This is a genomic window from Streptomyces rimosus, from assembly GCF_008704655.1.
In the GTDB taxonomy this organism is placed as follows: domain Bacteria; phylum Actinomycetota; class Actinomycetes; order Streptomycetales; family Streptomycetaceae; genus Streptomyces; species Streptomyces rimosus.
The window spans coordinates 1,091,032-1,112,213 of record NZ_CP023688.1 but is presented as its reverse complement, the minus strand read 5'-3'; the positions used below and the strand labels follow the sequence as shown (position 1 = coordinate 1,112,213).

Sequence of the window (21,182 nt, the reverse complement as noted above, 5' to 3'; positions counted from 1 at the left end):
CGGGTCCGGATCCGACAACCGGCGGGTCGGACCTAGATCATCAAAGGCTACGCTGTGTCGCCGGCCCGGCGTCAGGAATCCGGGTTCCGAGCTCCGTGTCCCGTCGATGGGGACCGGGCTTCGTGTCCAGCAGAACCGGGATGGGGAACGACCATGATGGGACCGGCGCACTCGCTGTCCGGGGCCGCGGCCTGGCTGGGGGTGGGTGCGGCGACGGCGGCCGCCGGGTATCCGATGCCCTGGCCGGTCCTCGTCGTCGGCGCGCTGATCTGCGCCGGCGCGGCGCTGGCACCCGACCTCGACCACAAGTCGGCGACGATATCGCGCGCCTTCGGACCGCTCTCGCGCGCGCTGTGCGGCGCGGTCGACGCCCTCTCGCACGCCGTCTACAAGGCCACCAAGATGCGCGGCGACGCCCACCGCTCCGGCGGCCACCGCACCCTCACCCATACGTGGGTGTGGGCCGTCCTGGTCGGCGCCGGCATGTCGCTCCTGGCGGTGCAGGGCGGACGCTGGGCGGTTCTCGGCATCCTCTTCGTCCACATGGTGCTGGCCATCGAGGGCCTGCTGTGGCGGGCGGCCCGGGTCTCCAGCGACGTCCTGGTGTGGCTGCTGGGCGCCGCGACGGCCTGGATCCTCGCCGGCGTCCTGGACGAGCCGGGCAACGGCGCGGGCTGGCTGTTCACCGACCCCGGCCAGGAGTACCTGTGGCTGGGCCTGCCGATCGTGCTGGGCGCGCTGGTCCACGACATCGGCGACGCGCTGACCGTCTCCGGCTGCCCGGTCCTGTGGCCCATCCCGATAGGCCGCAAGCGCTGGTACCCGGTGGGACCGCCGAAGGGCATGCGCTTCCGTGCCGGGAGCTGGGTGGAGATCAAGGTCCTGATGCCCGTGTTCATGCTGCTGGGCGGGATCGGCGGGCTGGGCGCACTGGGGTACCTCGGATAGCCGGGGCCGCACTTCGGGTGCCCCGGCCGGGCGGGGGCCGGTCCGGCCCCCGCCCGCCCACGTCCCCCTATCCGTGCCAGGACCGCCACAACGCCGCGTAGGCCCCGTCCGCAGCGACCAGTTCCTGATGGCTGCCCAGTTCGCTGATGCGGCCTTCCTCGACCACCGCGATCACGTCCGCGTCGTGGGCCGTGTGCAGCCGGTGGGCGATGGCCACGACCGTACGGCCGTCCAGCACCCGGCCCAGTGAGCGTTCCAGGTGGCGGGCCGCGCGCGGGTCCAGCAGGGAGGTCGCCTCGTCCAGGACGAGGGTGTGCGGGTCGGCCAGGACCAGCCGGGCCAGCGCGATCTGCTGGGCCTGGGCCGGGGTGAGGGCATGGCCGCCGGAGCCGACCTCGGTGTCCAGGCCCGATTCCAGGGCTCGCGCCCACTCGTCCGCGTCCACCGCGCCGAGCGCGGCCCACAGCTCCGCGTCCCCGGCATCCGTACGGGCCAGCAGCAGGTTGTCGCGCAGCGAGCCCACGAAGACGTGGTGCTCCTGGTTGACCAGTGCCACGTGCGCGCGCACCCGCTCCGCGGGCATCCGGGACAGTTCCGCGCCGCCGAGCGTGATCTCGCCGGTGCGCGGCGCGTAGATACCGGCGAGCAGCCGCCCGAGCGTCGACTTGCCCGCCCCGGAAGGACCGACCAGCGCCATCCGCGTGCCGGGCCGCACCCGCAGCGAGACCTCGTGCAGCACGTCCACGCCCGCCCGGTAACCGAAGCGCACATCGTCCGCCCGCACGTCCCGGCCGTCGGGCTCGGCCCGCTCGTCGGCGGCGTCCGGCTCGATCTCCCGTACGCCCACCAGCCGCGCGATGGAGACCTGGGCCACCTGGAGCTCGTCGTACCAGCGCAGGATGATCGACACGGGCTCGCTCATCATCTGCGCGAGCAGCGCGCCCGTCGTCAGCTGTCCCGGTGTCAGCCAGCCGCGCAGCACGAACAGGCCGCCGAGCAGCAGCACCGCGCCCAGGATCAGCACATGCGTCACATTGACGACCGGGAAGAGCACCGAGCGCAGGTAGAGGGTGTAGCGCTCCCATTGGGTCCAGGTTCGGATGCGCTGTTCGGAGAGCCGGATGCGGCGCGCGCCCAGCCGGTGCGCCTCGATGGTGCGCCCCGCGTCCACCGACTCGGTCAGCGCGGCCGAGACCGCGGCGTACCCGGCCGCCTCCGAGCGGTAGGCGTGCGGGGCCCGCTTGAAGTACCAGCGGCAGCCGACGAGCAGCACGGGCAGCGCGATCAGCACGGACAGGGCCAGCGGTGGCGCGGTGACGGTCATCCCGCCGAGCAGCAGCGCGATCCAGACCACGCCGATCGCCAGCTGCGGCACGGCCTCGCGCATCGCCTCCGACAGCCGGTCGATGTCCGTGGTGATGCGGGACAGCAGGTCGCCGGTCCCGGCCCGCTCCAGTACGCCCGGTGGCAGGGCGACGGACCGTACGAGGAAGTCCTCGCGCAGGTCCGCCAGCATCTCCTCGCCGAGCATCGCGCCGCGCAGCCGTACCAGGCGTACGAACACGGCCTGCACGGCCAGCGCGAGGACGAACAGCCCGATCGTCCACTCCAGGTGGAGGTCGCGCACGCCGTTGCCCAGGTCCTCCACGACGTTCCCGAGCAGGAACGGTCCGGCCATGGAGGCCAGGACGGCGACCGCGTTGACGGTCACCAGCAGGACGAAGGCCCCGCGGTGGCGGCGGACCAGCCCGCCCACGTAGGCGCGTACGGTCGCGGGCGAGCCGACCGGCAGGGTCGCGGCCGTCCGCGGAGCGTCCGGATCGTGCTCCGGTGGCGCCAGGCCGATCATGCGGTCTCCTCGATCTGGTCGGTGCCGGTACGGGCGAAGTGCCCGCCGGACGCGGCCCGGCCCGCCAGGGAGGCGGCCTTGGGCCCGTCGTCCGCGTCGGTCTCGCGGGTGACCACGGCGCGGTACGCCGCGTTGCCGCGCAGGAGTTCACGGTGGGTGCCGGTGCCCGCCACCCGGCCCTCGACGAGGAGGACGACGTGGTCGGCACGGTCCAGCAGCAGCGGGCTGGAGGTCAGGACCACTGTCGTACGGCCGGTGCGCAGCGCGCGCAGCCCGTCCGCGATCCGGGCCTCGGTGTGCGAGTCGACGGCGCTGGTCGGCTCGTCCAGGACCAGCACCTCGGGGTCCGCGACCAGCGACCTGGCCAGCGCCAGCCGCTGCCGCTGCCCGCCGGACAGCGACCGGCCGCGCTCGGTGATGTGACTGGCCATCGGATCGCCGGAGCCGTCGGCCGAGCCCTGCGCCAGCGCGGCCAGCACGTCGCCGCACTGCGCCGCCGCCAGCGCCTCCTCGGCCCGTACGGACCCGGACGCCGGGATGTCCAGCAGCTCGCCGAGCGTCCCGGACAGCAGGACCGGGTCCTTGTCCTGGACGAGTACGGCGGTGCGGGCGGCCTCGCGCGGTACGTCGTCCAGCGGTGTGCCGCCGAGCAGGACCGACGGCGTGCCCTCGGGCGCGTCGGCGGGGTGGCCGCCGAGCCGGTCGGCGAGCCGTCCGGCCGCGTCCGGGTCGCCGCACACCACGGCGGTCAGCCGTCCGGCCGGTGCGCGCACCCCGCTGACCGGGTCGGTCAGGTCGCCGCCGAACGTGCCGGGCGCGGCGATCCGCCCGTCGGCCGGACGGCGCAGCGCCAGCACACGGGCGGCGCGTTTGGCCGACGGCCGGGAGAAGGAATACGCCATGGCGATCTCTTCGAAGTGCCTCAGCGGGTACAGCAGGAAGGCGACCGCGCTGTAGACGGTGACCAGTTCACCGACCCGCACCCGGCCGTCGAGGGCGAGCCCGGTGCCGTACCAGACCACCGCGATCAGCAGGAGCCCCGGGAGGAGTACCTGTACGGCGGAGATCGTGGACCACATGCGGGCGCTGCGTACGGCGGCCCGGCGGACGTCCTGGGACGCGCGCCGGTAGCGGCCGAGGAAGAGTTCCTCGCCGCCGATGCCGCGCAGGACGCGCAGGCCCGCGACGGTGTCGGAGGCCAGTTCGGTGGCCCGGCCCGCCTTCTCGCGCTGCTCGTCGGCGCGGCGGGTGGCGGGCGGCAGCAACGGCAGGACGGCCAGCGCCAGTACGGGCACGCCGACGGCCACCACCACGCCCAGCGCGGGCTGGTAGACCACCAGCGCCACACAGACTCCGACGGAGGTCAGCGCCGCGGCGCCGAAACGCGAGACGGCCTCGACGAACCATCCGATCTTCTCCAGGTCACCCGTGGACACCGCCACCACTTCTCCGGCGGCGACCCGACGGGTCATGGCGGAGCCCAGTTCCGTCGTCTTGCGGGCCAGCAACTGCTGGATGCGGGCCACGGACGTGATCCAGTTGGTGACCGCGGCCCGGTGCAGCATCACGTCGCCGATCGCCACCAGGGCGCCGAGCAGCAGCAACAGGCCGCCCGCGAGCAGCAGCCGGGAGCCGGAGCGGTCCACGACGGCCTGCACCGCGATACCGACCGGGACGGGGAAGGACGCCACGCCACCGGTGTGCACCAGCCCCCAGCACAGCGCTTTGGTCTGGCCGCCGAGCTGCTGCCGGTACAGCCACCGCAGCAGCCGGCCGCCGGAACGGACGTCCGGGACCCCTGGATCGGCATGGGGAAGGTCGCGAATGTGCATGGTTTCCCAAGGTCAGGGCCGACGTGCGGCGCTTCGGGTGTACGGGCGTCGGGCCGGGCCGGGAGCCGGCGGCCGGCCCGCGTCGTCGTGCTGTGGCGGGGCCGCGCGCGGCAGGAAGAGGGGCGCGGCCGTGGGAGGGCCATGGAAGACTGGCGCGTCACGGCGCCCTGATTCAACAGGTTTTCCGCGCGGGCGCACCCAACGGGCCATGTCGGTCAGGCCCGTACGTGCCGTCCTGGTGCCACCATGGGAATCATGCGAACTGCGGGCTGCATGGTACGGAAGGCCGCGGTGGCGGCAGTGGGGCTGGCCCTGCTGGCGGGCTGCGGCACGGGCGGCGGATCGACGGACGGCGAAGGAAAGGGCGACGACAGGCGCAAGGCCGAGGCGGCCGCGTACTCGAAGGACCTCCCGGGGGTGGGCGGGCGGCTCAGAGCGCGCATCCCCGCCGAAACGCGGCAGGTCGTCGCCGTGTACGGCAAGGGCGCCGACTCGTCCGACGCCACGCTCGTCCTGTACACGAAGAAGGCCAAGGGGTGGCATCGTACGGCCGACTGGCCCGCGCACAACGGGAGGAAGGGCTGGACCACCGACCACCACGAGGACGACCTGCGCAGCCCGGTCGGCGTCTTCAGCCTCACCGACGCGGGCGGCGTGCTGCCCGACCCGGGCGCGAAACTGCCGTACACCCACTCGGCGGCCTTCACCCCGCCCCCGTACTGGGAGAAGAAGACCCGGCACGACTTCGACCACGTCATCGCCGTCGACTACAACCGCGTCAAAGGCACCCCGCCCCTGGACCCGACCCGGCCGCAGGGGCAGAAGAAGGGCGGCGGCATCTGGCTCCACCTGGACCACGGCAGCGGCACGTCCGGCTGCGTGAGCATCTCCAAGGCGGGCCTGGTCACACTGCTGCGCACCCTCGACCCGCGGCAGCATCCCGTCGTGGTCATGGGTGACCGCACGCATCTGGCGGCCTGAGGGGCGCTTCCGGGCGGCGCTTATGAGTGGCCGGGCAGCGCGGCCGAAGCCGGAGCGGTGCGGGGGCCGGGCGCGGCTCCGCCCGCCCGGCCCTGCTCCGTCACGCCGTCGGCCCGCTTGTCACGCCGTCGGCTTGGGGGAGTCCACCCCCTGCCGCGGCTTGCGCCACAGGCCCCGGGTGAAGTCGGGGAACTCCTGCGGCTCGCCCTTCGCCTTGATCGAGGCGTGGCTCAGCATCACCGGCGCGCTCCAGGTGGCCGCGTCGTAGACGTCGAAGTCCGGCACCAGCCCGAGCTGGAAGCACTGCATGATCCGGAACAGCATGATGTAGTCCATGCCGCCGTGGCCGCCGGGCGGGTTGGCGTGCTCCTTCCACAGCCAGTGGTCCCACTCGGCGTACTTGCTGAAGTCGCCCCACTGGTCGTTGCTCTGGTCGGGCTCGATGTAGATCCGCTCCGGGTAGTCCTCGAAGACGCCCTTGGTGCCGCCGAGGCTGTTGATGCGGCTGTACGGGTGCGGTGTGGACACATCGTGCTCCAGCCGCAGCACCCGGCCCTTGGCGGTCTGCAGGAGGCTGAAGGTGCGGTCGCTCTCGATGTACGACTCCTTCCAGCTCGGGTCGCCCGGCGGCATGTGGGCCGCGCGGTATTCCGCGAGCCCCAGCGCGGGCGTGCCGTAGCTGGACATGCGCACCACCCGGTCGCCGCGGTTGACGTCCATGTAGTTCGCGATCGGCCCGAAGCCGTGGGTCGGGTAGAGGTCACCGCGCAGCCGGGTGTGCCACAGCCGCCGCCACGGGCCCTCGTAGTACGTCGGGTCGAACATCAGCTGGCGCAGATCGTGGTTGTACGCGCCGGCGGCGTGCAGCAGCTTGCCGAAGCGGCCCGCGTGCGCCATCCGCAGGACGCGCATCTCGTTGCGGCCGTAACAGCAGTTCTCCACCTGCATACAGTGCCGGCGGGTGCGCTCGGAGAGGTCGACCAGGTCCCAGAGCTGGTCCATGCGCATGGCGGCCGGGCACTCCACGCCGACGTGCTTGCCCGCCAGCAGCGCCGCCCTGGCCATCTCGAAGTGCCAGTCCCACGGGGTGGCGATGTAGACGAAGTCGAGGTCGCCGCGCTCGACGAGGTTCTCGAAGTCGTGGTCGCCCTTGCTGTAGACGACGGGCGCCGGCTGTCCCGCGCCGGTGACCAGCTGGACGGCCTTGGCCGCCTTGTCCTTGACCGGGTCGCAGACCGCCACGACCCGTACGCCCGGTATGTCGAGGTACAGCGGCAGCATGCCCATACCGCGGTTGCCCAGGCCGATGATGCCGACCCGCACCGTGGCGCGCCGCTCGAACGGTACGCCGATCATGGTCTTGTGCTTGCCCCGGGGAGCCTCCGCTTCCCGGGCCGCCGTCGCCGCTCCGGCCGCCTGCCCGGTCCCGGCCGCCGCGGCGCTGCCGCTGCCCAGCCCGGCGATACCGAGCCCGGCCCCCGCCGCCCCGGCGGTCCACAGGACGGAACGCCTGCTGGGTCTCGGGCCTTCGTGACCGGCGCCGTCCTCGGGGCCGTCGTGCTCGTGGGGCTCGTGGCGCTGCGATGGTGCCTCGTTCATCGGTCCTCCATGGGAACGGATGGTGCGTGGCGGAAGCGTGAACCTCGCAGAGGACCTTGTCGGTTGAGTGGTACGGGGCACAAGAGGGCCGCCCGGACGGAATGCCCCGTACGGGCGGCCGCCACCCGCCGGTACGGACCTGGGGCGGCGCGACCCGCTCCTTGCGCAAGGGGCTGAAAAGCCTTGCGAAAACTCTTGACGGATCAACCGGCGGAACGGCAGGCTCCGTCGGACATTCCCCCCACGGCAGCCCGGAACACGGCTGCCCGCGCGGAGCCGGCCGGCGGTGCCCCACCACCGGAGACCGGCCGCTCCCGCCTGCCGAAGGAGCCGCAGCATGCAGCGTCGTGCCCGCACCCTCGCCGGCGTCCTGGCCGTCGCCGGCCTCGCCGCCGCCACCCCCTGGACGGCGCAGGCCGCCCCGCCCGGCCCGAAAACCGTTACGGCCACCCTCTTCGAGCGCCCCTTCGCGCAGGTCGCCAGGGCCTGCACGGATGAACTCGGCCCGGCCGGATACGGCTACGTCGAGGTGTCACCCGCCACCGAGCACATCCAGGGCGGCCAGTGGTGGACCTCGTACCAGCCCGTCAGCTACCGGATCGCCGGACGGCTCGGCGACCGCGCGGCCTTCGCGAAGATGGTCGAGACCTGCCACGCGGCCGGTGTACGGGTGATCGCCGACGCCGTGATCAACCACATGGCCGCCGGTTCCGGCACCGGCACGGGCGGCACGGCGTACACCAAGTACGGCTACCCCGGCCTCTACGGCGACCGCGACTTCCACACGTGCCGCAAGGACATATCCGACTACACCGACCGCGGCGACGTGCAGAACTGCGAACTCGTCGGCCTCGCCGACCTCGACACCGGCAGCGACCACGTGCGGACCGCGATCGCCGGATACCTCGACGACCTGCGGTCGCTGGGTGTGGACGGCTTCCGTGTGGACGCCGCCAAGCACATGGCCGCCGCTGACCTGGCGGCCGTCAAGGGCCGGATGAAGGACCCCGGCTTCTGGGTGCAGGAGGCCGTGTACGGCGACGGCGAGGCGGTACGGCCCGAGGAGTACACCGGCACCGGGGACGTCGACGAATTCCGGTACGGGACCCACCTCAAGGCCGCGTTCCAGAGCGGCAGCCTCGCGCAGCTGAAGTCCGTCGCCGACGGAAAGCTGGACGGCGGGCACGCCCGTACATTCGTCGACAACTGGGACACCGAGCGCAACGGCTCGACGCTCACCTACAAGGACGGCGCGGCCCATCTCCTCGCCAATGTCTTCATGCTCGCCTCGCCGTACGGCTCACCGAACGTCCACTCCGGCTACGCGTGGACCGACAAGGACGCCGGCCCGCCCACCGGCACCGACGGCTGGACCGGCCTGCACGCCCGGCGGGAGATCACCGCCATGGTCGGCTTCCGCAACGCGGTGGGCTCCGCGCCGCTCACCGACTGGTGGGACAACGGCGGCGACGCGATCGCCTTCGCACGCGACGGCAAGGGCTTCGTCGCCCTCAACAACGGCGACGCGGCCCTGGAGCGGACGTTCGCCACGTCCCTGCCCGCCGGAACGTACTGCGACCTCCTGCGGGCCGCACCCGACGCGTGCGACGGCCACACGGCCACCGTCGGGGACGACGGGACGGCCCGGCTGACGGTGCCGGGGAAGGGGGCGGTGGCGTTGCGGGTCGGGGGATGAGGGAGTGGGGCGGTCGGCGGCTCAACCCCCCACCCGAGTAGCCCCCTCCAGCGCCAGCAGAACCGAGTGGTATCCCCGGCCGTTCGTCGCGTGGTCCATGCCCACCTCGCACATCCGGTTCGCGGACAGGTGCGCGTCGAAGTGGCGGGACGTCACCTCGGCGGCCTCCTTGGCGGTTGCGGCCTCGGTGAGTTCCTTGTGCAGCATGCCGCGGTCGCCGGCGAAGGCGCAGCAGCCCGCGTCGTCGGGGACGACCACTTCCGTCGCGCACGCCTCGGCGACGGCGCGCAGCTGCGCCTCGTCGCCCAGGTGGCGCATGGAGCACGTCGGGTGGAGCACGGCGGAGCCGACCGTACGGTGGATCTCCAGGTGCGGCAGCAGTTCCTCGGCCGCCCAGACCACCGAGTCCACGACGGTCAGTTCGGCGTGCAGTTCCCGGTTGTCCGGGGTCAGGTACGGCACGACCTCGTGGGCGATGCCCAGCGTGCACGAGGACGCGTCCACGACCAGCGGCAGCCGCCCGCCCGCGGTCCAGCCCCAGGCCGCTTCCACGATGCGGTTGGCCATCACCGCGTTGCCCTCGTCGTAGCCCTTCGAATGCCAGATGGTGGCGCAGCAGGTGCCCTGCACGTCGTCGGGGATCCACACCGGCTTGCCCGCGCGCGCCGACACCGCCACGACGGCCTCGGGCAGGGAGGGCCCGTCGAAGCCGTCAGGTTCCCCGAAGATGCGGTTCACGCAGGCCGGGTAGTAGACCGCGGCGGCTCCCACCCGCCGGGTGGCGGGCGGTTTGCGGGCCGCGGCGCCGGGGATCTGCGGCAGCCATTCCGGTACGAGGTCGGGTCGTACCGCCTTGCGCGCCGCGCCCGTCAGGGACTTCAGCAGCCGGTCGGCGCGCCCCTCACCGATCCGGTCGCCGATCTTCGCGGCGGCGGCCACCGCCAGCCGTGCCGACCGTTCCACCGCCTTGAAGTGCCGGGCCGTCAGCGCCGCGGCGCGTTCCTCGGCGGGGGAGTGGCGACGGTGCCGGAACTCCTTCATCATCACGCCGGTGTCGATGCCGACCGGGCAGGCCAGCTTGCAGGTGGAGTCGCCCGCGCAGGTGTCCACCGCGTCGTAGCCGTACGCGTCCAGCAGGGCACCGGTGACCGGCGACGCCGGGGCCTGGCGCATCATCTCGCGGCGCAGCACGATGCGCTGACGCGGTGTCGTGGTGAGGTCCTGGCTGGGGCAGGTCGGTTCGCAGAAGCCGCACTCGATGCACGGGTCGGCGATCGCCTCGACCTGCGGAATGGTCTTCAGGCCGCGCAGATGGGCCTTCGGGTCGCGGTCGAGCAGGACGCGCGGGGCCAGGATGCCGTGCGGGTCCAGGGTCCGCTTGATCCGCCACATCAGTTCCGTGGCGCGCGGGCCCCACTCCAGTTCCAGGAACGGCGCGATGTTGCGGCCGGTGGCGTGCTCGGCCTTCAGCGAGCCGTCGAAGCGCTCGACGGTCAGCGCGCAGAACTCGTCCATGAAGGCGGCGTAGCGCTCCACGTCCGCGGGCCGGGCGGCGTCGAAGGCGAGCAGGAAGTGCAGGTTGCCGTGGGCGGCGTGGCCCGCGACCGCCGCGTCGAAGCCGTGCCGGTCCTGGAGTTCGAGCAGCGCCGTGCAGGCTTCGGCGAGCCGGGACGGCGGTACGGCGAAGTCCTCGGTGATCAGCGTCGTGCCGGACGGGCGGGAGCCACCGACCGCGGTGACGAACGCCTTGCGGGCCTTCCAGTACCCGGCGATGACCGCGGGGTCGCGGGTGAACTCGTTGGTGACGGACGCGACCGGGGCGACCAGCTCCAGCCCCGCCAGCACCTTGCGCGCGGCTTCCTCCTGGGCCTCGCGCGCCGCCTCGTCGGGCGCGCGGAACTCGACCAGCAGCGCGGTGGTCGTCTTCGGCAGCTCCGCCCAGTCGGCCGGTACGCCGGACACGCTCACCGAGGCGCGCAGCGTGTTGCCGTCCATCAGCTCGACGGCGATCGCGCCCGCCTCGTTGAACAGCGGCACGGCCGCGGCGGCGGCGCTCAGCGTCGGGAAGAACAGCAGGGCGGTGGAGGTGTACCGGTTCAGCGGCAGCGTCTCGAAGACGGTCTCCGCGATGAAGGCGAGGGTGCCTTCGGAGCCCACCGCCAGCCCGCGCAGGATCTCGGCGGGGGTGGTGCCGTCCAGAAAGGCGTCCAGGCGGTAGCCGTTGGTGTTCTTGATCTCGTACTTGGCGCGGATCCGGGCCACCAGCTCCGGGTCCGCCTCGATCTCCGCCTTCAGCGCCAGCAGTCCGCGGCACAGCTCGGGCTCTGCGTGCGCCAGCTCCTCGTCCGCGGCCGGGTCGCCGGTGTCCACGATGGTCCCGGAGGGCAGCACGAGGGTGACCGAGGCCAGCGTCCGGTAGGAGTTGCGGGTCGTGCCCGCCGTCATGCCGGACGCGTTGTTGGCCACCACGCCGCCCAGCGTGCAGGCGATGGCGCTGGCCGGGTCCGGGCCGAGCAGCCTGCCGTGCCGGGCGAGCGCGGCGTTGGCCCGTACGACCGTGGTGCCGGGCCGGATACGGGCGCGGGCGCCGCCGTCCAGCACCTCGACGCCCGCCCAGTGCCGGCGCACGTCCACGAGGATGTCCTCGCCCTGCGCCTGCCCGTTGAGCGAGGTCCCGGCGGCCCGGAAGACGACGCTGCGGCCCTTGCCGTGCGCGTAGGAGAAGACCGCGGAGACGTCGTCGATGTCCTCGGCCAGCACGACGACCTGCGGCACGAAGCGGTACGGGCTCGCGTCGGAGGCGTACCGGACCAGGTCGGAGACGTGGTGCAGCACCTTGTCCGGACCGAGCAGCGCCACCAGGTCGTCGCGCAGCCGCTCCGGTGTGCCGGACGCCTGCCGGTCCGTCACCCGGTCGTGGTACGGGCCTTCGGCGGCGGCCGGCCGCAGGGCCTCCGGCTTCGGTTCCAGCAGGGGCATGACGACGTACCTCCGGTCCGCTCGGCTCGCTCGGGCGGCCGGTCCGGCGTCCGGAGCGGCCACCCGGGCCAGTGTTTCAGCAGCGGGTGGCCGCCCCGTCGACGAGGGTGGACAACAGGCCGCCGAGCACCTCCCGCTCTTCGGCGGTCAGTGGTGCCAGGATGTCCCGTGCGGCGTCCCGGCGCGCGCCGCGCAACGCGCGCAGCGTCGAACGGCCGGTGTCGGTCAGCTCGATCCGTACGACCCGGCGGTTGGCGGGGTCGGGCACCCGGCGTACCGCGTCCTTCGCCTCCAGGGCGTCCACCAGCGTGGTCACCGCCCGTGGCACGACCTCCAGGCGCGCGGCCAGGTCGGCCATCCGGGGCGCCTGGTCGCGGTAGTGGTCCACGATGCGCAGCAGCCGGGTCTGCGCGGGGGTCAGGGCGATGTCGAGGTCTTCCATGTGCCGCTGCTGCGCGCGGTGCATACGGCGGGTGAGCCGCACCAGCTGCTCCGCCAGGTCGGGTTCGGTGGGGGCCGGGTCGGGGGAGGACATGGCCGGAGGATATCAGGACCAGGTTCATTGTGAGTATAGGTAACAATGAACTATGCTCGGCGGAACCTTGTTCCCGTACCGCTTCCGAAGGAGCCCATGCGCCCCGACGTACCCGAGTGGACACCGCCGCCCCGGGACCCGGCCCAGCCGGCCCAGGTGCGGCGCATCCTCGCCCTCTTCCGCCCCTACCGCGGCCGGCTGGCCACGGTGGGCCTGCTGGTGGCCGCCTCCTCGCTGGTCTCGGTCGCCTCCCCGTTCCTGCTCCGCGCCGTCCTGGACGTGGCGATCCCCGAACGCCGCACCGGCCTGCTGACCCTGCTCGCCGCCGGCATGATCACCACCGCCGTGCTGACCAGCGTCTTCGGCGTCCTGCAGACGCTGATCTCGACCACCGTCGGCCAGCGCGTCATGCACGACCTGCGCACCGCCGTCTACGCCAAGCTCCAGCGCATGCCGCTGGCGTTCTTCACCCGCACCCGCACCGGCGAGGTGCAGTCCCGCATCGCCAACGACATCGGCGGCATGCAGGCCACCGTCACCTCCACCGCGACCTCCCTGGTCTCCAACCTCACCTCGGTCGTCGCCACCATCGTCGCCATGATCGCCCTCGACTGGCGGCTGACCCTGGTCTCCCTGCTGCTGCTCCCGCTCTTCGTCTGGATCAGCCGCCGGGTCGGCAACGAACGCAAGAAGATCACCACCGCGCGGCAGAAGCAGATGGCCGCGATGTCCGCCATGGTCACCGAATCGCTGTCGGTCAGCGGCATCCTGCTCGGCCGCACCATGGGCCGCGCCGACTCGCTCACCAAGAACTTCGCCACCGAGTCCGAGCGGCTGGTCGGCCTGGAGGTCCGCGCCAACATGGCCGGACGCTGGCGGATGGCCACCATCGGCATCGTCATGGCCGCCATGCCCGCCCTCATCTACTGGTCGGCCGGACTCGTCCTCCAGATCGGCGGCCCGCAGTTCTCCCTCGGCACCCTCGTCGCCTTCGTCACGCTCCAGCAGGGCCTGCTCCGCCCCACCGTCTCGCTGTTGTCCACCGGCGTGCAGATGCAGACCTCGATCGCGCTCTTCCAGCGCATCTTCGAATACCTCGACCTGCCGGTGACCATCACCGAACCGGCCCGCCCGGTACGCCTGGCCGAACCGCGCGGCGAGATCCGCTTCGAGGGCGTGACGTTCGCATACGACAGCCCCGAGACCGAGCCCGGGACCACGCCCCTTCCGGCGACCCTGCGCGACATCGACCTGACCGCCCCGGCCGGCACCAGCCTCGCCGTCGTCGGCGCGACCGGCAGCGGCAAGAGCACCCTCAGCTACCTGGTGCCGCGCCTGTACGACGTGACGGCGGGCCGCGTCACCCTGGACGGCGTCGACGTACGCGACCTGGACTTCGACTCCCTCGCCCGCGCGGTCGGCGTGGTCTCCCAGGAGACGTACCTCTTCCACGCCTCCGTCGCCGACAACCTCCGCTTCGCCAAGCCGGACGCCACCGACGAAGAACTGGAGGCCGCCGCCCGCGCGGCCCAGATCCACGACCACATCGCGGCCCTGCCGGACGGCTACGAGACCCTCGTGGGCGAGCGCGGCCACCGCTTCTCCGGCGGCGAGAAGCAGCGGCTCGCCATCGCCCGGACGATCCTGCGCGATCCGCCCGTCCTCGTCCTCGACGAGGCCACCAGCGCGCTGGACACCCGTACGGAACACGCGGTGCAGCAGGCGATAGACGCGCTCTCCAAGGGCCGCACGACGATCACCATCGCGCACCGCCTGTCCACCGTCCGCGACGCCGACCAGATCGTCGTCCTCGACGCGGGACGCATCGCCGAACGCGGCACCCACGGCGAACTCCTCGCCGCCGACGGCCGGTACGCGGCCCTGGTACGGCGTGACGCACACCTCGTCCCCAACGGTGATCAGCCCCTGTCCGCCGACCTGACGCATGGGTAAGGTCGGCTCCGACCGCACCGGACCGACCCCAGGAGCGCCCGTGGCAGCCGCCGACCGCACCACCGACCGTTCCGCCGGCCGTTCGGCGGACCGTTCCGCCCTGACGATGGCCCGGATGCTCGGCGGCATGGGAGCGCTCCACTTCCTCGCCCCCAAGCCGTTCGACGCGATCGTGCCGCGCGCGCTGCCCGGCTCCCCGCGCACCTGGACGTACGCCAGCGGCGCCGCGGAACTGGCGGTCGCCGCCGCGGTGGCCCTGCCGCGCACCCGCCGCGCCGGCGCGCTGGCCGCCGCCGGCCTGTTCGCCGCCGTCTTCCCCGCCAACATCAAGATGGCCCGCGACTGGCGCCACCGCCCCGCGCCCCTCAGGGCCATCGCCTACGGCCGCCTCCCGCTCCAACTCCCCATGGTGGCCTGGGCCCTCCACACGGCCCGCACCGCCCGCCCGGCCCCCGCCACACCCCGCCCCTGACTCCCATGCCTTCCCAAGAGCCCCTGCCGACCTTCGAGTTCGCCTTCCCCGGCCCCCTGCGGGACCGCCTCGTGGCCGCCGTCCTCTCCGGCGCCAAAACCACCACCACGGGCCTGCTGGCCGACTACGAACACGCGGGCGACCCCCTCCCGCGGGCAGGTGAGCGCTACCAGGTCCCCGCCTCCGACGGCCGCCCCGTGGCCGTCATCGAGGTGACGGAAGTACGAGTGCTACGCCTGGCCGACGTGGACCTGCGACACGCCGTGGACGAGGGCGAGGGCCACGAGACACTGGCCGACTGGCGGGCCGACCACGAAACCTTCTGGCACAGCCCGGAAATGCGCGAGGCCCTGGGCGACCCGGAATTCAGGGTCGATGACGACACGCGGGTCGTGACGGAACGGTTCCGGGTCGTCGAGCGCTTGTAGGACGGCAGCTCACAGCGCCCCCAGATCCACCGCCCCCGCCATCGCCCGGTACCCCGCGTCATTCGGATGCTTGCGATCGCCGCTGTCGTACGTGGGCAGCAAGGCGTACGGGTTCGACGGGTCGGCGAGGGCCGTGGCGAAGTCGGCCACCGCGTCGAAGGCGCCGGAGTCGCGTATCCACGCGTTGATCTTCTGGCGCTTGGCCTCCGAGGTGGGGGTGTGGTACTCGGCGCCCTCGAAGGGCAGGATCGTGCCGCCGACGACCCGGACTCCGGTCGCGTGGGCCTGGGTGATCAGGTCGCGGTAGCCGGCGATGAGTGCTTCGGCGGACCGGTCCGGGTTCGGGCGGTACGTCGGGTACGCGGCCGGGTCCACCTCGCTGAAGCCGATGTCGTTGAGGCCGACGAGCACGATGACGGTGCGTACCCCGGGCTTGTCGAGGACGTCCCGCCGGAAGCGCGCGCCGGCCCGTTCGCCGAACCAGGGCGCGTCGCTGAGCAGCAGATTGCCGCCGATTCCGGCGTTGAGGACCGGGCGTGCCAGGCCCGCTCGTGCCAGTCGTCCGGCGAGCGCGTCCGGGTAGCGGCGGTCGGTGTCGGTGGTGGAGGAGAAGCCGTCGGTGATCGAGTCGCCGAACGTCACCACGGTGTCCCGGCGGGCCGGGCCGCCGGCCAGTTCCACGTCGGCGAGGAAGTACCAGGAGAGTGTGGTCTCGGTGAAGACCGCCGGGTCGGCGGCGGTCAGCTGGTCGCCCGCGGCGCGGTAGGCGGTGGTGAACGCCTGGGCGTGGAAGGTCGCGGGGCCGGTCGGCCGCGCGAAGTACAGGCTCACCGTCAGGTGGTCGAAGGGGGCCACGGGCAGCTCGGCCGCGTCGCTCCAGATCTCGCCGCCTGCTGGGATGCGGGCGGTTTCGGCGCCCGCGAAGGTCAGGCGGCGGGTGGTTCCCGCCCGGACGGCCGCGCCCCGGTCCGTACGGGCGAGGGCGGCGCCGGTGATCTCCAGGGGAGCCGTGCCGTAGCGGTTGGAGAGCTTCACGCGGGCCGCGGCACCGGAGCCGGTGACCCGGACGACCTGACGCACCGTCTGGTCGGCGAACCCCTCCTCGGCCCAATTCTTGTCGAAGCCGCTGCTGGGGCGCTGGACGGAGGCGCTCCAGCCGGCCTGCCACTCAGTGGTGCCGTTCATGACGGTCGCTCGCTTTCTGCCGTGAATTCTTCCGCGGACGCGGTGATCACGAGTCTGCTGAGCGGGAGTCCGGCCACCCAGCCCCCCGGGCTGCGTACGCATCGGATGCCTACCAACGCCAGGGTCACCCTGCGGCCGAAGGCGGGAGCCGGGGGGTGGCGAGCGGGTGAGAGGCGCGATGCCACCCGGCCGGTCGAAGCTGGCGCAATCTTGATCGTGATAAGGCAGACAGCGTGCCGGGCGGAGTTTCACCCGATCACAACCGGCAAGGCGCACGACGCAACCACCTCACCCCACAGCACCCACCCCTACGCACACTCGGAGGCGACGTGGTCGACAGCGCTCCCGGCCGGCCCACGGCGGACGACGGGCACCCGGCGGCCCGGCGGGCGGCCCGCGCACCCACCGGCACCACGGGCCCGGGCGGGCACATGACGCGCGAGCCGGGCCGCCGCGGCGTCCTGGCCGCCACCGCGGCGGCCGGCCTCGGCCTCCTCACCGCCTGCGCGGGAAAGGCGGACGGCGACGCGGCACCGCCCGGCGCGGCACCGCCCCGTACCGGCGCGGCCACGCCCGGCTCCTCGCACAAGCCCGCCAAGAAGCGCCCCCAACTGCCGCGCGGCGGCCGACAGCTGTTCCCCCGGTACCAACTCGCCGGCTTCTGCGGCCTGCCCGGATTCGCGGCCCTCGGCCGCCTCGGCACCGGCGACCTGGACGAGCGCGCCCGGGAGATCGAAAAGCTCGCCCACACCTACGCCGGCGACCGCGAACCGCTGCCCGTCCTGGAACTGCTGGCCACGGTCGCCAACGCGGAAGCGGGTTCCGACGGCACCTACCGTTCTCGTACCGACGCCGACACCGTCCGCCGCTTCCACGCGGCCGCCCGCAAGCACCGCGCGCTGCTGCTCCTGAACATCCAGCCCGGCCGCGCCTCGGCCCTGGGCGAGGTCAAGGCGCTGCGCGAATGGCTGGTGCACCCGGACGTGGGCATCGCCCTGGACCCCGAGTGGGAGATGGGGCCCGGTGAGAAGCCCGGCGACACCTACGGGAGCACCGACGGCCGCGAACTCACCGAGATCGCCCGCTACCTCTCCGGCCTGGTCCGCGAGCACGACCTGCCGGAGAAGCCCTTCATCTTCCACCAGGTGGCCTCCTCGGTGGTCCGCGACCAGCACGCGTTCCGGCCGCAGCCCGGCGTCGCCGCCGTCAAGTGCGCCGACGGCATCGGCTCGCCGGGCCTGAAGCGGGAGACCTGGAACCACCTGGTCACAAACCTGTCCCGGGGGATGCACACCGGCTTCAAGCTCTTCTACGAGGAAGACCCCAAGGGCAGCCGCCTGATGACCCACCAGGAGGTGCTGGCCCTGCGCCCGCAGCCCGAATACGTCATGTACGAGTAGGTGCCCCCGCCGGGCCGGAGCGGGGGCACCTGCTTCACGCCGGCCGCAGCCGGTACGCGTAGCTGTAGGGCCGGTCGGCACGCAGCAGGTACGTGTCCAGCGGCGGCGCGCCCCACGAGTCGTTCCCGCCGACGCCCATCTGCCGGTGGTTGACGCCGAGCACCGTCTCGGGGCGCCGCTTCAGCTCGTACGGATGCTCGTGCCGTTCGCTCTCCAGGTCGGACGGCGCGTAGTGCAGGGCGCTCAGCTCCAGCAGCGGCGCGCCGTCGCCCGGCTCCGCGCGCACGGTCAGCCCCGTACCGTCGCGCCCGGTCAGCGAGGCGCTGCGCACATCGGTCAGGTTGCCGGTCTGCTGGGGCCGGACGTACGGGCCGAACTGGGCGTCGACGCTGCTGCGGTAGCGGCCGACGAACGCCGCCGTGCGCCGGTCCCAGTAGTTCTCGTGCGGCCCCCGCCCGTACCAGCTCAGGGTCTCCAGCCCGGCCGGTACGGTCAGCAGCGCGCCCACCATCGGCAGGTCGGGCAGCCAGGGGCCCGGCGTGAGCGTGTGCCGCACCCGTACCTCGCCGTCACCGCGCACGGTGAAGACGGTGTTCCAGCGGGAGGCGGCGGGCCACGTGGGCAGCGTGGCCGTGACCTCGATGCTCACCTCGGCGGCGGACGGCTGCGCGGTCTTCACCCGCGTCACGGTGCGCTTGGCGCCCGCCTCGCGCCAGGTGCGCAGCGACTTGTGCGCGTCGCGGCCGATGTCGTTGTCCGTTGGCCCGCGCCAGAAGTTGGGCACCGGTCCGGCGGTCAGCAGCGCCCGCCCGCGGTGGCGGTAGGCCGACAGGGTGCCGCTCGCCTTGTCCAGGACGAGTTCGAGGTCGCGCCCGGTGACGGTGACCGTCCGGTCCGACTCGGTGAGGCGGAGCGGCGGCAGTCCGGCGGGGGAGGGCTCGGCGGGCGCGGGGGCGTGCCAGGGCAGCGCGAGCTGTTCGGCGGCGACGCTGTGGCCCGCGTCCGCCCAGGAGGTCGCGTGGCGCAGTACGAAGGAGAGGTTGAGCCAGTACTCGGCTCCGGGCGCGGGCCGCTCGGGCCGGGTGAAGGGAATGCGTACGGTCGTCTCCTGGCCGGGCGCGGCCTGTGGCGCGGGCAGCGTGCCGTGCTCGATCCGCTCGCCGTCGCGGGTGACCTCCCAGCGCAGCTCGTAACCGTCGAGCCCCAGGAACAGCTGCCGGTTGCTGATCCGTACCGTGCCGGCGGCGAGATCGGCGGCGGCCGTCCGGACGGCCTGGTAGACCTTCTTGACCTCGTGGATGGCCGGGTGCGGCACGCGGTCGGCGGAGACGATGCCGTTGCAGCAGAAGTTCCAGTCGGTCGGGTAGCCGGGGTGCCAGTCGCCGCCGTAGGAGAGATACGTGCGCTTCGGGTCGCCGGGGACGGGCCGGCGGATGGCCTGGTCGACGAAGTCCCAGATGAAGCCGCCGTGCAGATTCGGGTAGCGCTCGAAGACGTCCCAGTACTCCTGGAAGTTGCCGGTGCTGTTGCCCATGGAGTGCGCGTATTCGCACAGGAGGAACGGCTTGGGATTGCCGGACTGCCCGTAGCGCTCGACCTCGTCCGGCTTGGCGTACATCCGGCTTTCGATGTCGGCGACCGCGTTCATGCCCTCGTAGTGCACCGGCCGGGACGGGTCGCGGCGGTGCGTCCAGTCCGCCATGGCCCGGAAGGTGCTGCCCTGGCCCGCCTCGTTGCCCAGCGACCAGACCACGACGGACGGGTGGTTCTTGTCCCGTTCGACCATCGACCGCATCCGGTCCAGGCAGGCGTCCGTCCACTCCGGCAGGCTCCCGGGCAGCCGGTCGCGAACCCCGTGCGACTCCAGGTTGGCCTCGCCGACGACGTACAGGCCGTACTCGTCGCACAGTTCCAGCCAGCGCGGATCGGCCGGGTAGTGGGAGGTGCGGACGGCATTGATGTTGTGCTGCTTCATGATGCGGATGTCCTGGAGCATCCGCTCCTCGGGGACGGCCTGACCGTGGTCGGGGTCGGTCTCGTGCCGGTTGACGCCGCGGAAGACGACGGGCTGCCCGTTGACGGTGAGCGTGCCGGGCCCGTACGCGACGGACCGGAAGCCCACCCGGCTGCTCTGCACGTCCACGGTGTGGCCCGCCGGGTCGGTGAGCGTCAGCACGAGCGTGTAGAGGTGCGGGGTCTCGGCGGACCACAGGTGCGGGGCGCGGACGGTGGCCTTCGGCTCGACCGTGGCCTCCGGCCCGTCGCCGAAGCGGACCTCGGCGGACAGCGGCGCGGGCAGCGCGGGCCGCCCCCGCTCGTCGTACAGCTCCGCTCTGAGCCGGTGGGCGTCCGCCGCTGCCCCGCCCCGGTTGCGTACGGTCGCGGCCACGGTCAGCTCCGCGTCGCGGTGCGCAGCGTCCAGAACGGTACGTACGTGCAGGTCCTGGAGGTGCACCGGGGCGATGGAGTACAGGTACACGTCGCGGAAGATCCCGGACAGGTCGATCATGTCCTGGTCCTCCAGCCAGCTGCCGTCGGACCACCGGTACACCTCGACGGCCAGCACGTTCGCGCCGGGCCGCAGCCGCTCGGTGATGTCGAACTCGGCCGGGGTGTAGCTGTCCTCGCTGTAGCCGACGCGCTCGCCGTTGACCCACACGAAGAACGCCGACTTCACGCCCTGGAAGGAGAGCAGGGTGCGGCGGCCGTCCCAGTTGCCGGGGACGGTGAAGGCGCGCCGGTAGGAGCCGACCGGGTTGAAGCCGTGCGGGACGTGCGGCGGCTGCGGGTCCTCGTACCCGATCCACGGGTACTTCACGTTGAGGTAGATAGGCTCCGGATAGCCCTCGATCTCCCAGTTGGACGGCACGGTGATGCGGTCCCAGCCGCTGTCGTCGTACCGGGGCGCGAAGAAGTCGCGGGGCCGCTCGTCGGGGTTCTTGGACCAGTGGAAGCGCCACCTGCCGTTGAGGGAGCGGTAGTACGGGGAGGCGTGGAACTCACCGGCCCGTGCGGTCCGGGCGTCGCCGTACGGGATCAGGCGGGCGCGGGCCGGTTCGCGGTTGACCTGGAAGATCCGCGGGGCGGCGTCCCACTCCCCGCCGGAGGCGGCGGAGGCGGCGAAGGCTCGCTTCTGTGCGGCGAACGCGGCCCACCCGGCCAGTGCGGCGCCGGTGGCGAGGAAGGACCGGCGGTTGATGCGACGTACGTTCATGAGACAGCTCCGAACGTAAGGCAACAGGAAGCGTCAGGGTCGAACAGGGAGTGGCGCAGCGCAAGACGCCCTTCACGCCACTTCCCGCGCCCGGGCCCCGGGGTCCGCATG

The 21,182-nt window shown here is 72.7% G+C and carries 14 protein-coding genes; 7 read left to right on the top strand and 7 right to left on the bottom strand.

All coding sequences use genetic code 11. From position 1 onward, the window contains the following. The first annotated feature begins 153 nt into the window (after positions 1-153). The gene (locus CP984_RS04455; RefSeq protein WP_003981703.1) at positions 154-948 is read left to right on the top strand and encodes a metal-dependent hydrolase; all 795 of its coding nucleotides are present in this window, start codon (positions 154-156) and stop codon (positions 946-948) included. A gap of 67 nt (positions 949-1,015) precedes the next feature. Here CP984_RS04455 and CP984_RS04450 read toward each other — a convergent pair whose 3' ends face one another. Beyond that, positions 1,016-2,797 carry an ABC transporter ATP-binding protein gene (locus CP984_RS04450; RefSeq protein WP_003981704.1) on the bottom strand — a complete coding sequence of 594 codons (1,782 nt, stop codon included), beginning with the start codon at positions 2,795-2,797 and terminating at the stop codon, positions 1,016-1,018. Then, positions 2,794-4,629 carry an ABC transporter transmembrane domain-containing protein gene (locus tag CP984_RS04445; protein ID WP_003981705.1) on the bottom strand — a complete coding sequence of 612 codons (1,836 nt, stop codon included), beginning with the start codon at positions 4,627-4,629 and terminating at the stop codon, positions 2,794-2,796. Before CP984_RS04445 ends, CP984_RS04450 begins: the two co-directional genes overlap by 4 nt. Before the next feature lie 246 nt (positions 4,630-4,875). Here CP984_RS04445 and CP984_RS04440 point away from each other — a divergent pair, with 246 nt between their 5' ends. Beyond that, positions 4,876-5,610: a L,D-transpeptidase family protein gene (locus tag CP984_RS04440; protein WP_030179584.1), complete on the top strand. Its 735-nt coding sequence runs from the start codon at positions 4,876-4,878 to the stop codon at positions 5,608-5,610. A gap of 120 nt (positions 5,611-5,730) precedes the next feature. Here the strand turns inward: CP984_RS04440 and CP984_RS04435 are convergent, their stop codons facing one another. Beyond that, the gene (locus CP984_RS04435) at positions 5,731-7,209 is read right to left on the bottom strand and encodes a Gfo/Idh/MocA family protein (protein ID WP_003981707.1); all 1,479 of its coding nucleotides are present in this window, start codon (positions 7,207-7,209) and stop codon (positions 5,731-5,733) included. Positions 7,210-7,546: 337 nt separating this feature from the next. Between CP984_RS04435 and CP984_RS04430 the strand changes: the two genes are divergently transcribed. After that, entirely contained in the window at positions 7,547-8,905 is a 1,359-nt protein-coding gene (locus CP984_RS04430) for an alpha-amylase (protein ID WP_003981708.1), read from the top strand. Between the two features lie 21 nt (positions 8,906-8,926). Here CP984_RS04430 and CP984_RS04425 read toward each other — a convergent pair whose 3' ends face one another. Continuing rightward, complete coding sequence (locus CP984_RS04425) at positions 8,927-11,884, bottom strand: FAD-binding and (Fe-S)-binding domain-containing protein (RefSeq protein WP_003981709.1); 2,958 nt, start codon at positions 11,882-11,884, stop codon at positions 8,927-8,929. 76 nt (positions 11,885-11,960) lie between these two features. Beyond that, positions 11,961-12,419, bottom strand: a complete 459-nt coding sequence (locus CP984_RS04420; RefSeq protein ID WP_003981710.1) for a MarR family winged helix-turn-helix transcriptional regulator — start codon at positions 12,417-12,419, stop codon at positions 11,961-11,963. Positions 12,420-12,515: 96 nt separating this feature from the next. Here CP984_RS04420 and CP984_RS04415 point away from each other — a divergent pair, with 96 nt between their 5' ends. From CP984_RS04415 to CP984_RS04405, 3 genes are read left to right on the top strand one after another with little or no spacing between them, the layout of a single operon-like run. Next, positions 12,516-14,372 (top strand): ABC transporter ATP-binding protein, encoded by a 1,857-nt coding sequence (locus CP984_RS04415; protein ID WP_003981711.1) that lies wholly within the window; start codon positions 12,516-12,518, stop codon positions 14,370-14,372. A 40-nt stretch (positions 14,373-14,412) separates the two neighbouring features. Further along, positions 14,413-14,844 carry a DoxX family protein gene (locus CP984_RS04410; RefSeq protein WP_003981712.1) on the top strand — a complete coding sequence of 144 codons (432 nt, stop codon included), beginning with the start codon at positions 14,413-14,415 and terminating at the stop codon, positions 14,842-14,844. 5 nt (positions 14,845-14,849) lie between these two features. Beyond that, on the top strand, positions 14,850-15,272 hold the full coding sequence (locus CP984_RS04405; protein ID WP_030179587.1) for an ASCH domain-containing protein: 423 nt from the start codon (positions 14,850-14,852) through the stop codon (positions 15,270-15,272). 9 nt (positions 15,273-15,281) lie between these two features. Here CP984_RS04405 and CP984_RS04400 read toward each other — a convergent pair whose 3' ends face one another. Further along, complete coding sequence (locus CP984_RS04400) at positions 15,282-16,457, bottom strand: SGNH/GDSL hydrolase family protein (protein ID WP_003981714.1); 1,176 nt, start codon at positions 16,455-16,457, stop codon at positions 15,282-15,284. Between the two features lie 329 nt (positions 16,458-16,786). Between CP984_RS04400 and CP984_RS04395 the strand changes: the two genes are divergently transcribed. Then, on the top strand, positions 16,787-17,857 hold the full coding sequence (locus tag CP984_RS04395) for a hypothetical protein (protein ID WP_226048611.1): 1,071 nt from the start codon (positions 16,787-16,789) through the stop codon (positions 17,855-17,857). A gap of 34 nt (positions 17,858-17,891) precedes the next feature. Here the strand turns inward: CP984_RS04395 and CP984_RS04390 are convergent, their stop codons facing one another. Beyond that, entirely contained in the window at positions 17,892-21,071 is a 3,180-nt protein-coding gene (locus tag CP984_RS04390; RefSeq protein ID WP_003981116.1) for a glycoside hydrolase family 2 TIM barrel-domain containing protein, read from the bottom strand. Positions 21,072-21,182 lie beyond the last annotated feature (111 nt).